This window comes from Cochlodiniinecator piscidefendens (genome assembly GCF_011326755.1).
Taxonomy (GTDB): Bacteria; Pseudomonadota; Alphaproteobacteria; order Rhodobacterales; family Rhodobacteraceae; genus Cochlodiniinecator; species Cochlodiniinecator piscidefendens.
Genome location: NZ_JAAOIE010000001.1, coordinates 56,211 through 70,137, shown reverse-complemented (window position 1 = coordinate 70,137; position 13,927 = coordinate 56,211). Strand labels below are relative to the sequence as shown.

Here is a 13,927-nt window from a genome sequence, read left to right as displayed (position 1 = left end):
CTGACATGACAGTGATTGTAACCGACACCGGTTTTGGAACTGATGATTGGGCCAATGGCTTCTTTACCCTAGACGAACTACCTGCAAATCACCCGCCTGCGCTGGCGGTTGATCTACCATCAGACGCAGAGCCTGACGATCTTCAGGATCTCTTGGAAAACATCGACATGATCCGTGTTGATTTCCCAAGTTTTGCGGATGGGCGCGGGTTTACCATCGCGCGTCGTTTGCGCCTGATGGGTTTCACCGGTCGCTTGCGCGCCAAAGGACATGTCATCGCTGACCAATACGCAATGGCGCGCCGTTCTGGCTTTGACGAAGTTGAAATTGATGGGGCTTTGGCCGAACGCCAACCCGAAGACCAATGGCAATTCCGCTCCAATTGGAAGGACCACGACTATCAATCGCGCCTGCGCGCCTAAGTCGCCCTAGACCTGTTAGAAACACACACCTATATACACTATCAGAGGACGGGGCATCGGCCCCGTTAGACCTATGAATGAGCAAGTTCCAGTGACCGATACCGCAACAGCCGTCAAAGCCGTCCCAACCCTACCGGACGCCCAAACCGTTACCGAAGTGAAACATTGGACGGATCGCCTGTTTTCCTTCCGCGTGACACGCCCTGCATCTTTGCGGTTTCGCTCTGGTGAATTTGTCATGATCGGCCTGATGGGCGACGTGATGCCAAACGGTAAACAAAAACCGCTGCTGCGCGCCTATTCAATTGCGTCGCCATCTTGGGATGAAGAACTCGAATTTTATTCGATCAAGGTTCCTGATGGCCCGCTGACTTCACGCTTGCAACATATCCAAGTTGGTGATGAAATTATTTTGCGTCCAAAACCTGTTGGAACTTTGGTGCATGACGCGTTGCTTCCGGGCAAACGTCTTTATTTCTTCTCGACGGGCACCGGCTTTGCGCCGTTTGCATCGCTGCTGCGTGAACCAGAAACCTATGAAAACTACGACGAAGTGATCATCACGCACACATGCCGCGAAGTAGGTGAACTGGAATATGGTCGCAAACTGATCGAAGATCTCAAAGCTGACGAGATGATGCAGGAATTGATCGGTGTCGAGAACCTGAACAAAATCCGCTACTATCCAACAACCACCCGTGAACAAAGCCCCAAAATGGGCCGCATCACAGACTTGATCAAATCAGGGGAATTGTTTGCTGATCTCGGCATCCCGGCCCTGAACCCAGAAACAGACCGGGGCATGGTTTGTGGCTCTTTGGCGTTTAACAACGATATCAAAGATATCCTCGAAGAAGCAGGCCTGAACGAAGGCGCCAATTCTGAACCGGGTGAATTCGTGATCGAAAAAGCGTTCGTTGGCGAAGGCGTTTAATCGTTTCAAAGTAAATGTTAGGGGTGCGCAATTTAAGTTGCGCACCTTTTTTTATGACATCTTTGCTTTGCGGCGTTTTAATCCCTGCACGACTCCAAATAAGCTGATGCAAATCCAGAAAAATTCGATCAAAGCAGACGCAAAATTGAAATTAAAGAAAAGCGAAAAGCCAATCATCATTGATCCGACCATGTTCACGACGGGGAACAGTAGGTCATCTGAATTTAAATACCGCATCTGAGTGGCAAAATAGGCCGATACGACAATCATCGTCCCGACAGTCCCAACGGCATCTGTCCACGTCAAAGCACTTAGTATTTCACCCATAAAAATTCCCTTCAGATCAACGGTCCTCTTTCCGAATAGGCTGCATGCGTTGTGCAATCAATAGGCTTGCACAAATTTGAACTTGCCAAAGACCCAATCTCTGCCTAGCAATTGGGTATGACATCTGAAGATCAAAACCGCGTGGTTCTGGAACGCCACTATGGACACCGCCGTAAGCGGTTTGCTGGATAGCTGGGCTTCGGTCCAAACACTATCTTTTGCAACACCATATCTCAGAGACATCACATGACAGAATTTACTGAAATCCCCGTCTTGGACGTGGGCGCGCTTATTCGTGGCGACGACACAACCCAATTGGAAGCTCAATTTGCCAAAGCGTACGGCGAAACCGGATTTGGCTACATTATAAATCATGGAATTGACCAAGCGCTGATTGACGCCGTTTTTCAAGCCTCGGCGCAGTTTCATGCATTGCCGCTTGATCAAAAAATGGCGCTTGAATTAAATGAAAATCACCGCGGCTACATCCCGATCAATACATCAACAGATGTGAACTCTGCCCACGCCGAAGTCAAAAAGCCCAATCAATCTGCCAGTTTTATGATGATGCGTGAAGATGCGCAGCCTGATCCTGACATCTACCTGTCGGGCCCAAACCAATGGCCAGATCTTCCCGAGTTTCAAGAAACCTTGGGCGCCTATGCGGCGGCAATGTCAGAGTTAGGTCGCAAATTATTTGGATTAGCTCTGCGTTCTGTAGGTGTTGATCCCACCGAACCTCTGCGCGCATTTGACGATCCAACCATTTGGCTTCGCCTTTTGCATTACCCGCCAACATCGCCACTTTCACCTGATGATTTATACGGGTCCGCCCCGCACAATGATTTCGGCTGTCTCACGCTGCTGGCCCAAGATGACGTTGGCGGATTACAAGTCAAAACGCCTGCTGGAAACTGGGTAGATGCCCCAAAGATTGATGGATCATTTGTCGTGAATGTTGGTGATATGCTGCACCGGATGACCAACGGGCAACTCTTGTCGACGCCTCATCGGGTTATTAACACCTCTGGGCGCGAGCGCTATTCCTGCCCGTTCTTTTTTGACCCGAACGTTGGTTACGATGTAACCCCATTGGATGGTACAGGTGCGCCGCAGTTTCCTCCACTTAATTTCGGTGAATTTCTGCGCGGTGAACTTGAGGCAGGTTACGACAAACATAAGAAAAAATCGGCCTAATTCTCCGACACTTCAACATACACAATCATGGAACATCCCCATGTTTTCGCCGATAAAGCAGACATGGGGAAAATCCGACTTCTTTTTTCCTTGCCCACGGTAATTGTCCCTGTCAAAACACGCGTCATGGGTACAGGCACTTTAAAAATAGATCTCGACGCGGTTGTCGCCAATTGGCGTGCATTAGATGCAATGACGGCCTCTCACGTAGAAACCACAGCCGTGGTCAAAGCGGATGCGTACGGCCTAGGCGCTGCACGCGTTGCTAAGGCATTAGCAAAGGCAGGGGCGCGTAAGTTTTTTGTCGCTGTGGCCGAAGAAGGTGCGGCCGTGCGCCAAGCGTTAGGTCCCGGCCCCGAAGTTTGTGTGTTTAGCGGGCATATGCGCGGCGACACTGATATGATCCATGATCTACAATTGACCCCTATGGTTAATTCGCTCGAACAGCTCACCCGCCAGATCGAAGCTTTGCCAGGTCATGCTTTTGGTGTGCAACTCGACAGTGGTATGGGCCGTTTGGGCATGTCCCCAGATGAATGGGCCGCCGTACGTCATATCGCCTTGTCGCAAAATCCAATGCTAATCATGAGCCACCTCGCCTGCTCTGATGAACCTGATCACGCTATGAACGCGCTGCAGCTCACACGGTTTAAAGAAATGACCGATGGGATTGAAACACCGCGTTCTTTGGCTGCGACGGGCGGTACATTGTTAGGGTCGGATTATCATTTTGACCTCGTACGCCCTGGCATCGGTTTGTATGGTGGTTTTCCTTATCAAGATGCGCAAAATGTCGTCACATTGACTTTGCCCGTTGTTCAAATCCGCGAAGTTGCCGTCGGCGAAACTGTCGGTTATTCAAACTCTTGGACTGCAGATCGGCCGTCAAAAATCGCTACGGTTTCAGCCGGGTATGCTGATGGTTTACTGCGCAAACTTAGTGATCGCGCGCTGTTATGGTGCGGAAGCGATAGCTGCAAATTGGCTGGGCGCGTCTCAATGGATTTGCTGACTGTGGATGTTACAGACTTACACGAAACACCGCGTAGTTTGGATATTTTATGCGAACACCAAAACGCGGATCAATTGGCTGAAATCGCTGAAACCATTGGGTATGAAATACTGACTTCCCTTGGGGCGAGATACACCAAACGTTATGTTGAGGGACATCAATAATGTTACTCTCTCCCATCGCGGCTGTTGGTCGTTCCGTACTTCATATCCTAGCGATGATCGGGCAAGTTGTGATCTTTGCCGTGCAAACAGTTGTGCATTTTGTACGCCCTCCCTTTTACCTTAGGGAGTTCTTTCAATCCCTTCTGTCCATTGGTTTTTTCAGCCTTCCAGTTGTCGGCTTAACCGCCTTTTTCACGGGTGGTGCCCTCGCATTACAAATCTATTCAGGTGGCGCGCGTTTCAACGCCGAAGCAGTTGTTCCTCAGATTGTCGCCATTGGTATGATCCGCGAACTTGGCCCTGTGTTGGTCGGTTTGATGATCGCTGCTCGGGTGACATCATCTATCGCCGCAGAAATCGCGACCATGAAAGTGACCGAGCAAATCGACGCGCTTGTTACCCTTTCAACCCACCCGATGAAATACCTTACGGCCCCTCGGGTTATGGCGGCGACGCTTGTTGTGCCGTTGCTGGTCGGGATCGGTGACATCATTGGCATTTACGGCGGTTTTTTGGTTGGGACATCTCGGCTAGGTTTTAACACGGCTGCCTATTTGCAAAACACAGCAGATTTTATCCAAGCAACTGACATTATTTCCAGCCTAACCAAAGGCGCTGTCTTTGGCTTTATCGCCGCATTGATGGGCTGTTACTATGGTATGAACTCAGGGCGTGGTGCGCAGGGTGTTGGCCGCGCCACAAAACTATCTGTGGTTGCCGCAGCCGTTATGATATTGGCCGCAAACTATGTTCTGACAGAGGTGTTCTTTTCCGCATGATTGAACTGTTTGACGTCCACAAAGCCTTTGGCCCGAATAAAGTCCTGCAAGGGGTTAACCTGACGATCCCCAAAGGCGAAAGCATGGTGATCATCGGCGGATCTGGTACCGGAAAGTCCGTATGTTTAAAAAGCGTGCTGGGCCTTGTAACCCCGGACAAAGGCCTGATTACCGTTGACGGCCAGGATGCCCAACGCGCTGAGCGTGACGCTTTTCTCGCTCGGTTCGGAATGTTGTTTCAGGGTGGTGCGCTTTTTGACAGTCTTTCAATTTGGGAGAATGTAGCATTTCGCCTGTTACGCGGATCATTAAAGCGCCCTAAATCCGAAGCCCGCGAAATCGCGATTGAAAAACTGCGTCGCGTTGGGCTGAAACCGGAGGTTGCCGATCTTTTCCCCAGTGAACTTTCGGGAGGTATGCAAAAACGTGTGGGCCTCGCCCGGGCAATTGCGGCGGAACCTGAAATCATCTTTTTTGATGAACCCACAACCGGGCTTGATCCGATCATGTCCGGCGTCATCAATGAATTGATCCGAGAAATCGTTGTCGAGATGGGCGCAACCGCCATGACAATCACCCATGATATGTCGTCCGTCCGCGCCATCGCTGACCAGGTTGCGATGCTGCATGACGGTGTGATTCAATGGACCGGGCCCGTGGGCGATATGGATGCCAGCGGCGATCCATATCTTGATCAATTTATTCACGGCCGCGCCGATGGACCTATTGAATCCGTGCGCTAACTGCGGCTGAGTTTTGAATTTTCTTCAATTTGTGCTATTCTAATCCCCTGTGGGTGTTCCACGTCCCGGGGGGGAAGAAAATGATTTCACAAACAATGCGCCTCTTTTTGGGCGCTCAAAAACTCGCGCATCTTTTTTCTATGATGTTGATCATCGCAGCAGCGACAGTGCTTGTTATACTTTCGATCCTTAGCGCCTTTTCAGTTTTACCATGGCTGACATTGCCTATGACATTTGGCAATACGACCTATGAAATGGCCGGCGTTTTGGTTCAGGTTCTCGTCACACTGCTGTTCATTTCCTTATGTTTTTATTTGCCTGCAAATCTGCGTATTCTAAAACTGGAACGCGCTCATCATGATTTCCAACTGCGCACTGAAGATGTCGCAAGGGCCTATCAAATCAGCCACCAAGCTGATCGCGATGGAGTATTTCGAATTGGCGGGGAATTTGATGAAATCCGTGATCGGATCAATTTTCAACGCACCCATCCTGATTTAGCAAAATTAGAACCAGAGGTTTTGGAGCTCGCAGCACAAATGAGCCACCAATCCAAAGAGCTCGCGGAAATATATGCCACTGAAAAAGTTGAACGCGCGCGGCTTTTTTTAACTCAGCGTCAGCAAGAAGTCGAAAAAATAGAGGCCAGCATCAAAATGGCAAAGCAAACAATTGGGGACATGCGCCGGTGGTTGTTGCAAGTCGAAACCGATGAAACCATTGCCGAACGTCAGTTGGATCAACTCGAAGAAGACCTACTTGAACTACTACCTCAGCTTGGATTTGACCTTAGCTTTGAGGTAAAAGAACGCAATGTAGTTTCGATGCCAAATTCCAAGAAGAATAGCAAAGAGGTGAAAACCTAAACTATTCTTCGTGAGAATTAGAGGCCACGCGCACGCAGTTCCGCCCGGCATCTTTGGCGGCGTATAATGCCCCGTCGGCTGCGTTTAACAGATCTTGTGGTAAAATACCGTGTTCTGGGTAAGACGATACTCCGACTGAAATCGTCACTCGTGGCAACAACCCCGACCCGTATCTGATTTTCACCTCTTCAACAGCTGCTCGTAGCGCCTCGCCAGCCACTTTCGCCTGCTCAAGATCAGTGCCAGGTAAAAGTACCGTAAATTCTTCACCACCAAAGCGACATGGAATTTGACCATTGCAAAAGAGCTCGTTCAACTTTTCTCCGATTGCGCGCAACACCATATCACCTGCGTCATGCCCATGATTGTCGTTAAAGGCCTTAAACTTATCAGCATCAAACGACAAAATACCAACCTTTTGCTTACGTCGTTCAGCCATGGAGAGTTCGTTGCGCAAAGCCTCAAGGAAAAAACGCCTATTATAGAGCCCAGTTAAAGGATCGCGGGTCGACTGATCATGAAGTTCATCGCGTAAGCGCACGTTCGCAATCGCTAAGCTGATATGCTCCCCACATTGCAATGCAAACCGACGTGCAGATTCATTCATGTTAGCCGAAGTTTCAGAACTAAACCTCACATGCATTAACCCAACCGTATCACCGTGGGCAATAATCGGAATACATAGGTAGTTTTCAACATCTTGTACCCCGCTCTGTTCTTTTACGTGATCACAGGAGAACGAAACTTCCTGAGCGTTGTAGTGATAATGTCGCCCCCGCCTTAACGCCCAACAACTGTCGGGTAGGATATGATCATGCATCTGCGATCCAGACCAAGCGCACGCGCCATCCAAAACATCGCGAGAATTAGAATATATATATAGCTCTCCTTCTGTCTCAGGCAGCAACTTTGTCATGAAGGAACCGAGAATTTCAAATAACTCGCTCAACGATTTGCAACACTGAAGCCATTCATCCAGATCAGACAGAAGCCGCGCCTCGTTCCGCCAAGCCTGCTCAGCCGCGAGGGTTTTTAACGCTTTAAGTTCCGCGGCTTCTGCTTTTGCCTTGGCTTTGGCTAGGTCGTCTGCATTTCGCCGTGTTTCGCTGACATCGCTAAACGTCACGACAAAACCACCACCACGTAGAGGGCGGGCATTGGTGGTCACTGTACGTCCAGATGGCATTTTCCGATCAAAAGAAAACGGGGCGCGTCTTGCAAAACGCGCTTGCGCGGTCTCTACGGCTTCTTTGTCTAATTCCCCACGTGCGGCGGCTGCCTCCAAAAACTCGGTACGCGTAATGCCTGGGTAAATGGCTTCAGGGGACAGCTCTAGCATGGATAAAATGCGCTGGTTGTGCATGCGGCATACGCCGCCATCAGACCAAACGAGAATGCCTTGCTCCATCGAGTTTAGAACATCCATTGTTAAATCTGTCTCTGCGACGTCCTCATCCCATTTGGTAAGTGTCTTTGTTTTTGATTTCGTAGCGGCCATCACGTCACCATTTTATTACCCTCTTGCAACGTCTCAAAAGAGATTTACCGAAACCTAAACGCGTCAATGCTAAGAAATTAAAGTTTTGCTTAACTTTTTTCTAGGTTTACAGCCTGCTCATTCCTCAAACAAAACAAAGACCACAATACTGACTTACATTTCCTGTTACTCCCCCTTGAATTTGAGTAGAAATCAATCACCTTTTCCAACAAGAAAACACATTACACAGGCTGTCTATTTCGATGAAAACTGCTTTAAAAATAAGTAATCTTGCGCTCTTAATCCTATTTCCCATTGCATGGTTTGCACCCTTATTGCGGGCGGGTTTGCTTCCACTTTTCGGCCTCAACGAAGTGAGTGTTGTTACCGGATTGCAAAGCCTATGGGACACGGACATTGCACTTGCGTTATTGGTTACGTTTTTAGCCATTTTCGCCCCTTACCTAAAAACAATAGGGCTAGCGCTCATTCATTTTGGTCTGTTGCGTCGCAAAGTTTTGCCCGTGTTGGAGTTTCTGGGCAAACTCGCGATGGCTGACGTGTTTCTCATCGCGCTATATGTTGTGATCATCAAAGGAGTGGGATACGCCACGATTGAAACCGCTTGGGGGCTATATTTGTTTTCAGGCGCGATTTTGGCCTCAATCGTGATTAGCTATTTGACGGCCAAGCGGTAACGCGCGACAAAGCGCTATGGCAAAACCTATTACATCTTTTCATTGCAGTGCCTGTGGAACGCAGCACAAAAAATGGTCTGGTCGCTGCGACGATTGCGGCGAATGGAACACAATCGTAGAAGAAGCGCCGCTTTCGACGGGCCCTGCAACCAAATCACTGGGGGCCGTCCGTGGCAAAGCTGTGCCACTGTCAGACCTGTCCACCTCTGAGGCCCCGCCTCCGCGCACTCATTCTGGTATGAACGAATTGGACCGCGTCTTGGGCGGTGGGTTGGTTCCGGCTTCTGCCATTTTGGTCGGGGGTGATCCCGGCATCGGGAAATCAACACTGTTGCTACAGGCCGCTGCGAGCTTTGCGAATGCAGGTCTAAAAGCTGTCTATATCTCAGGCGAAGAAGCCAGCGCGCAAGTTCGCATGCGCGCGCAGCGCCTGGGCTTGACCCAAGCCCCTGTTCAGTTAGGCACAGAAACCAACCTGCGTGACATCCTCACGGCGTTGGAAAAAGAACAGCCTGACATTGCGATCATTGATTCCGTGCAAACCATGTGGGCCGATAATGTTGGATCCGCCCCCGGATCAGTCAGCCAAGTGCGCGCCGCGGCACATGAATTGACGACGTTTGCCAAACGCAATGGAATGGCCGTGATCCTTGTTGGGCACGTGACCAAAGACGGCCAGATCGCCGGGCCGCGCGTGGTGGAACACATGGTTGATACCGTTCTTTACTTCGAAGGTGAGCGCGGTCACCAGTTCCGTATCTTACGTGCGGTTAAAAACCGGTTTGGTCCTTCTGACGAAATTGGCGTTTTCGAAATGACCGGCGAAGGATTGCAGCAGGTCACCAATCCGTCTGCATTGTTTTTGTCTGAACGTGATAAACCCGCGCCGGGCTCTGTTGTCTTTGCAGGGATTGAGGGCACCCGCCCTGTCCTTTGTGAATTTCAAGCGCTGGTCGCGCCTTCACCTCATTCCCAACCAAAGCGCACGGTTGTCGGATGGGATGGAGGTCGGCTGTCGATGATTCTCGCGGTTCTTGAGGCACGCTGTGGCATTCCCTTTGCAGGGCTTGATGTGTACCTAAATGTGGCAGGTGGGATGAAAATCACTGAACCTGCCGCAGATCTGGCCGTCGCCGCTGCAATTCTTTCTGCGCGAGAAGATGCTGCTTTGCCGCCTGATACTGTTGTTTTTGGCGAAATTAGCCTCTCGGGGGCGCTTAGACCGGTCAGTCAGACCGAAAACAGGTTGAAAGAAGCGCAAAAACTTGGTTTCTCTGGCGCAATCGCGCCTACGCGAAGTAAGACTGGAACGCAGTCAGGCATGAAAATGCAGCAAATGGCAGACCTGACCGCGTTTGTAGGGGACATTTTTGGTGCTGGATAATCAGCCCGGACGGAGATTGGCATGGATGGCTTTACGCTTTTAGACGGCATTGTAGCCGCAGTTATTATTATTTCGGCCCTACTCGCCTATTCGCGCGGATTGGTTCGCGAAGTCTTGGCCATTGGGGGCTGGGGCGCCGCCGCAGTTCTGGCATATCTGTTTGCAGATCAAATGCGCCCAATCGTAAATGCGATCCCGGTTGTGGGCGAATTCGTTGCAGACCAATGCGAACTGTCGCTTCTTGCATCCTTTTCATTGGTGATGGTTATCGGCCTGATTGTGATGTCAATTTTCACTCCGTTGTTCGCCAGCCTCGTTCAGCGTTCGGTTTTAGGTGGGCTTGATCAGGGACTTGGTTTTCTTTTTGGCGTCGCACGTGGTGTTCTTTTGGTGGTTGTTGGTCTTATGGCCTATGATTTTGCGGTCACCGATGATGGTTTCCCAATGGTTGACGATAGCCGTACCGTTCAGGTGTTTGCGCGAATGCAAGACCGTGTGTCTGATCAGGTACCATCAGATGTACCGGGTTGGGTCCAATCGCGGTTCAACGATTTTATCGGCAGCTGTGAAGGCTAAACCGATCAAACGGCTCGCAAATGCGGGCCGTTTTCTTTTGTGCGTAATTCGTTCTCACAAGGAAATCATATTTCCTTTGTGATAGTTTGATGACAGATGCTCTCAGACACCTTAAGAGAGGGCCAAACCAAAGCCATGGGATTCGGAGCCACCTCAACATGCTTGAAATGCCCCCCAGCCACCCGTTTGATGATGACAAGCTAAAAGAAGAATGCGGAGTCTTCGGCGTTATAGGCGTCAACGATGCAGCAAACTTCGTTGCACTTGGGCTACACGCCCTGCAACACCGCGGCCAAGAAGCCGGAGGCATCGTTTCACATGACCCTGATGAAGGATTTAATTCCGCACGTCGGTTTGGTTATGTTCGCGATAATTTCACCAAAGAAAGCTTGATGAAGACCCTGCCCGGCCCCCTATCCATTGGGCACGTGCGGTATTCAACAGCCGGGACCAAACACGCCGCCATCCGCGATGTGCAACCGTTCTTTGGCGAATTTGCCATGGGTGGTGCAGCGATTGCCCACAACGGCAACATCACCAATGCCGACCTCTTGCGTAAAGAATTGATCGGCCAAGGTTCGATCTTTCAAAGTTCGTCAGATTCTGAATGCATCATCCATTTGATCGCACGCAGCTATCAACGAAACATCCCAGACCGGATGAAAGACGCTCTTCGCAGTGTCGAAGGCGCGTTTTCGGTTGTTGCCATGACCCGCACCAAATTGATTGGTGTACGCGATCCATTGGGTGTACGTCCCTTGGTGCTTGGCAAAATCGGTGACGGTTATGCCCTAAGTTCTGAAACCTGTGCGCTCGATATCATCGGCGCTGATTATGTTCGCGAAATCGAACCCGGCGAAATGGTCGTTATCACCGATGAAGGCGTTGAGAGCTTCCGTCCGTTTGACCCAGCCAAATCCCGGTTCTGCGTATTTGAACATGTCTATTTCTCACGTCCTGACAGCATCATTGGCGGCCGTTCGGTTTATGAAACCCGACGTCAGATCGGCGTGGAATTGGCGCGTGAAGCACCGGTAGAGGCTGATCTGGTTTGCCCTGTGCCCGACTCTGGTACGCCTGCTGCAATCGGCTTTAGTCAAGAAAGCGGTATTCCCTATGCGATGGGCATCATCCGTAATCAATACATGGGCCGTACATTCATTGAACCAACAGAGCAAATCCGTAATATGGGTGTGCGCCTGAAGCTGAATGTGAACCGTGCTTTGATCAAGGGCAAACGGGTTATTCTTGTTGATGACTCTGTGGTGCGCGGAACAACCAGCATCAAGATCAAACAAATGATCCTAGATGCCGGTGCTGCCGAAGTGCATTTCCGAATTGCATCCCCCCCAACTGAATGGCCCTGTTTTTACGGTGTTGATACGCCCAATCGCGAAAAACTGTTGGCAGCGCGTATGAACGAGGCTGAGATGGCTGAGTTTATCGGGGTTGATAGCCTTAAATTCATTTCTCTTGATGGGTTGTACCGCGCAGCAGGCGAAGAAAAAGGCCGTGACAACGATAGCCCACAGTATTGCGATGCATGTTTCTCGGGCGAATACCCCGTCCGACCGGCAGACATGTTGAACAAGGGTTTTGAGCTCAAGGCCGCAGAATAAAATTTGATAGCAGCCCTTCGGGGCTGTCTTCATTTCCGCCTGAGGCGATCTGCCTCTTGTCATTGTCATTAATCAGCGACAAAAAGCCCCCATGGAACAGAATACAAAAATCGCCCTTATCACCGGTGCCTCTCGTGGTCTTGGTGCAGCCTTAGCTGAAGCGCTTGCGCCAACCCATCATATCATTGCCGTCGCCCGCACATCTGGCGCGCTAGAAGAGTTGGATGACCGTATCCAAGCCAATGGCGGCAGTGCGACGCTTGTGCCGATGGACATCACTGATGATGGTGCAATGCAGCACCTATGTCGCTCTGTCTATGATCGCTGGGGCAAAATTGACCTATGGGTGCATACGGCTATTCACGGTGCCCCATTGGGACCAGCAAGCCATCTATCCCAGAAAGATTTTGACAAGAGCCTCACCATCAACACTATCGCCACTCAACGTCTGATTTCTTATGTCGAACCATTGTTGTCCGCAGTTGAAGGCGGCACGGCGTGGTTCTTTGACGATACACGCATGGGCGAACGCTTTTTCGGCAGCTATGGCACCAGCAAGGGTGCCCAGATGGCCTTGGTCAAAGGTTGGCAGGCGGAGACCGAGAAAACAGGTCCTCGTGTGGTGATCTCCCAACCAAAACCAATGCCAACGGGACTACGTGCCCGGTTCTTCCCCGGGGAAAATCGCACGCCATTGACCTCAACCCATGAAGAAGCACAACGGTTGCTAGCGGATCTTTAACCGACCAAATCTCATTTAAATGAAATCGGCCCCCGATCAAATTCGGAGGCCGACAACGCTGCGCACACACTCACAGCTGATTTCCATCGTATCATATACCCTTACAGCCATTTCGGGCGAAGCAAGTGTAATCAGTTGGTCAAAAGATTGCGGGAGCACATAATAAATTTGTGCAAATAACAATACGATAGCATCACCAGTTTAGAAGGCTAAATAGCTCAAAACAACCTATCGAAAACGATAACGAACTATAAATACCCCATAAGGAGAGCCTGCACCAACACTTGTTCTCTTGTTGTGCAGCGCATTTTCTTGCGCGTGTTTTCAATATGTTTACGTACTGTAACCTCGGCAATCCCTAATTTAAACGCGATGATATCGTTCCTATGCCCCTCAGAAAGCAACAAAAGCACATCGCGTTCCCTTCGCGATAAGGCCACGTTGCGGTCCCATACATCTTTCGCATTTTTCTCAGCTGCAGGTGGCGCAACATGAGAAGCTATCATGGCCCCCAATATGCGAAACTTATCCACATGCCCTGCGGACAGGTGCTCGTCAGCGCCAAACTCACTTGAGAACACAACCATCTTTCGTTCTCGAACGCCCCCATATCCATAAACAGAACTAAACATGGATTCATAATTGGCATCACGAATACCAAAGTTTAAATCTCGCTCATCGTGCGATACATCACGGCCTAATACGCCGGCGCGAATAACCGTAGTGTTTGCTGTTTGATTTCTTTTTTGCAGCAAAGGATCAACGCTGTAAAATTCCCTCTGCATATACTGTTCCAACCAGTCCTCAGACATATTGCTGCGTAACCAGTTAACCTCGTCTGCGCCTCTTCCGAGAGAAACCACGTTCAAAGCATTTGCCCCCAAACGTTGGGCCAATTCTACGGCAACATCCCAATTACTTTGATCTTCCCCGTTAAAGCGATCCAACGCATCGATCAGCAAATGTTGAAATTCAATATCCATACCT

Annotated in this window: 15 protein-coding genes; 12 read left to right on the top strand and 3 right to left on the bottom strand. The window is 50.1% G+C overall.

Going from position 1 to position 13,927, the window contains the following annotated elements; translation table 11 throughout:
• Nucleotides 1–5: 5 nt before the first annotated feature.
• Complete coding sequence (locus G9C99_RS00395) at nucleotides 6–422, top strand: DUF934 domain-containing protein (RefSeq protein ID WP_166415484.1); 417 nt, start codon at nucleotides 6–8, stop codon at nucleotides 420–422.
• Between the two features lie 73 nt (nucleotides 423–495).
• Complete coding sequence (locus G9C99_RS00390; RefSeq protein ID WP_166415483.1) at nucleotides 496–1,356, top strand: ferredoxin--NADP reductase; 861 nt, start codon at nucleotides 496–498, stop codon at nucleotides 1,354–1,356.
• 51 nt (nucleotides 1,357–1,407) lie between these two features.
• On the opposite strand, the gene G9C99_RS00385 is transcribed toward G9C99_RS00390, so the two are convergent.
• Nucleotides 1,408–1,683: a CBU_0592 family membrane protein gene (locus G9C99_RS00385; RefSeq protein WP_166415482.1), complete on the bottom strand. Its 276-nt coding sequence runs from the start codon at nucleotides 1,681–1,683 to the stop codon at nucleotides 1,408–1,410.
• 246 nt (nucleotides 1,684–1,929) lie between these two features.
• Here G9C99_RS00385 and G9C99_RS00380 point away from each other — a divergent pair, with 246 nt between their 5' ends.
• The 5 genes from G9C99_RS00380 to G9C99_RS00360 all read left to right on the top strand — a co-directional run bounded on the left by G9C99_RS00380 (nucleotide 1,930) and on the right by G9C99_RS00360 (nucleotide 6,444).
• A complete protein-coding gene (locus G9C99_RS00380; RefSeq protein ID WP_166415481.1) occupies nucleotides 1,930–2,880 on the top strand; it encodes an isopenicillin N synthase family dioxygenase in 951 nt (316 codons plus the stop codon).
• A gap of 126 nt (nucleotides 2,881–3,006) precedes the next feature.
• Nucleotides 3,007–4,056, top strand: coding sequence for an alanine racemase (alr, locus tag G9C99_RS00375; RefSeq protein WP_166415480.1), 1,050 nt, complete (start codon nucleotides 3,007–3,009; stop codon nucleotides 4,054–4,056).
• A complete protein-coding gene (locus G9C99_RS00370) occupies nucleotides 4,056–4,835 on the top strand; it encodes an MlaE family ABC transporter permease (RefSeq protein ID WP_166415479.1) in 780 nt (259 codons plus the stop codon). The genes alr and G9C99_RS00370 overlap by 1 nt, the downstream gene beginning before the upstream one ends.
• Nucleotides 4,832–5,578 (top strand): ABC transporter ATP-binding protein, encoded by a 747-nt coding sequence (locus G9C99_RS00365; RefSeq protein WP_166415478.1) that lies wholly within the window; start codon nucleotides 4,832–4,834, stop codon nucleotides 5,576–5,578. The genes G9C99_RS00370 and G9C99_RS00365 overlap by 4 nt, the downstream gene beginning before the upstream one ends.
• Nucleotides 5,579–5,658: 80 nt before the next feature.
• Nucleotides 5,659–6,444 carry a DNA repair protein gene (locus G9C99_RS00360; RefSeq protein ID WP_166415477.1) on the top strand — a complete coding sequence of 262 codons (786 nt, stop codon included), beginning with the start codon at nucleotides 5,659–5,661 and terminating at the stop codon, nucleotides 6,442–6,444.
• A gap of 1 nt (nucleotide 6,445) precedes the next feature.
• Here the strand turns inward: G9C99_RS00360 and G9C99_RS00355 are convergent, their stop codons facing one another.
• Nucleotides 6,446–7,942 carry a diguanylate cyclase gene (locus tag G9C99_RS00355; protein ID WP_166415476.1) on the bottom strand — a complete coding sequence of 499 codons (1,497 nt, stop codon included), beginning with the start codon at nucleotides 7,940–7,942 and terminating at the stop codon, nucleotides 6,446–6,448.
• Between the two features lie 242 nt (nucleotides 7,943–8,184).
• Here G9C99_RS00355 and G9C99_RS00350 point away from each other — a divergent pair, with 242 nt between their 5' ends.
• The 5 genes from G9C99_RS00350 (at nucleotide 8,185) to G9C99_RS00330 (ending at nucleotide 12,940) form a co-directional block, all read left to right on the top strand.
• A complete protein-coding gene (locus tag G9C99_RS00350; protein WP_166415475.1) occupies nucleotides 8,185–8,619 on the top strand; it encodes a paraquat-inducible protein A in 435 nt (144 codons plus the stop codon).
• A gap of 16 nt (nucleotides 8,620–8,635) precedes the next feature.
• Nucleotides 8,636–10,003, top strand: coding sequence for a DNA repair protein RadA (gene radA, locus G9C99_RS00345; protein WP_166415474.1), 1,368 nt, complete (start codon nucleotides 8,636–8,638; stop codon nucleotides 10,001–10,003).
• Nucleotides 10,004–10,024: 21 nt separating this feature from the next.
• On the top strand, nucleotides 10,025–10,579 hold the full coding sequence (locus G9C99_RS00340) for a CvpA family protein (RefSeq protein WP_166415473.1): 555 nt from the start codon (nucleotides 10,025–10,027) through the stop codon (nucleotides 10,577–10,579).
• Between the two features lie 167 nt (nucleotides 10,580–10,746).
• The gene (purF, locus tag G9C99_RS00335) at nucleotides 10,747–12,198 is read left to right on the top strand and encodes an amidophosphoribosyltransferase (protein WP_166416262.1); all 1,452 of its coding nucleotides are present in this window, start codon (nucleotides 10,747–10,749) and stop codon (nucleotides 12,196–12,198) included.
• 91 nt (nucleotides 12,199–12,289) lie between these two features.
• Nucleotides 12,290–12,940 carry an SDR family NAD(P)-dependent oxidoreductase gene (locus G9C99_RS00330; RefSeq protein WP_166415472.1) on the top strand — a complete coding sequence of 217 codons (651 nt, stop codon included), beginning with the start codon at nucleotides 12,290–12,292 and terminating at the stop codon, nucleotides 12,938–12,940.
• A 248-nt stretch (nucleotides 12,941–13,188) separates the two neighbouring features.
• Here the strand turns inward: G9C99_RS00330 and G9C99_RS00325 are convergent, their stop codons facing one another.
• Nucleotides 13,189–13,923: a helix-turn-helix transcriptional regulator gene (locus G9C99_RS00325; RefSeq protein ID WP_166415471.1), complete on the bottom strand. Its 735-nt coding sequence runs from the start codon at nucleotides 13,921–13,923 to the stop codon at nucleotides 13,189–13,191.
• Nucleotides 13,924–13,927: the final 4 nt, after the last annotated feature.

Coding starts and splice junctions, on each gene's coding strand:
- G9C99_RS00355 (WP_166415476.1), bottom strand. CDS start 7,942: ATGGCCGCTACGAAATCAAAAACAAAGACACTTACCAAATGGGATGAG.
- G9C99_RS00385 (WP_166415482.1), bottom strand. CDS start 1,683: ATGGGTGAAATACTAAGTGCTTTGACGTGGACAGATGCCGTTGGGACT.
- alr (WP_166415480.1), top strand. CDS start 3,007: ATGGGTACAGGCACTTTAAAAATAGATCTCGACGCGGTTGTCGCCAAT.
- G9C99_RS00340 (WP_166415473.1), top strand. CDS start 10,025: ATGGATGGCTTTACGCTTTTAGACGGCATTGTAGCCGCAGTTATTATT.
- G9C99_RS00390 (WP_166415483.1), top strand. CDS start 496: ATGAATGAGCAAGTTCCAGTGACCGATACCGCAACAGCCGTCAAAGCC.
- G9C99_RS00370 (WP_166415479.1), top strand. CDS start 4,056: ATGTTACTCTCTCCCATCGCGGCTGTTGGTCGTTCCGTACTTCATATC.
- radA (WP_166415474.1), top strand. CDS start 8,636: ATGGCAAAACCTATTACATCTTTTCATTGCAGTGCCTGTGGAACGCAG.
- G9C99_RS00330 (WP_166415472.1), top strand. CDS start 12,290: ATGGAACAGAATACAAAAATCGCCCTTATCACCGGTGCCTCTCGTGGT.
- G9C99_RS00365 (WP_166415478.1), top strand. CDS start 4,832: ATGATTGAACTGTTTGACGTCCACAAAGCCTTTGGCCCGAATAAAGTC.
- G9C99_RS00325 (WP_166415471.1), bottom strand. CDS start 13,923: ATGGATATTGAATTTCAACATTTGCTGATCGATGCGTTGGATCGCTTT.
- purF (WP_166416262.1), top strand. CDS start 10,747: ATGCCCCCCAGCCACCCGTTTGATGATGACAAGCTAAAAGAAGAATGC.
- G9C99_RS00395 (WP_166415484.1), top strand. CDS start 6: ATGACAGTGATTGTAACCGACACCGGTTTTGGAACTGATGATTGGGCC.
- G9C99_RS00380 (WP_166415481.1), top strand. CDS start 1,930: ATGACAGAATTTACTGAAATCCCCGTCTTGGACGTGGGCGCGCTTATT.
- G9C99_RS00350 (WP_166415475.1), top strand. CDS start 8,185: ATGAAAACTGCTTTAAAAATAAGTAATCTTGCGCTCTTAATCCTATTT.
- G9C99_RS00360 (WP_166415477.1), top strand. CDS start 5,659: ATGATTTCACAAACAATGCGCCTCTTTTTGGGCGCTCAAAAACTCGCG.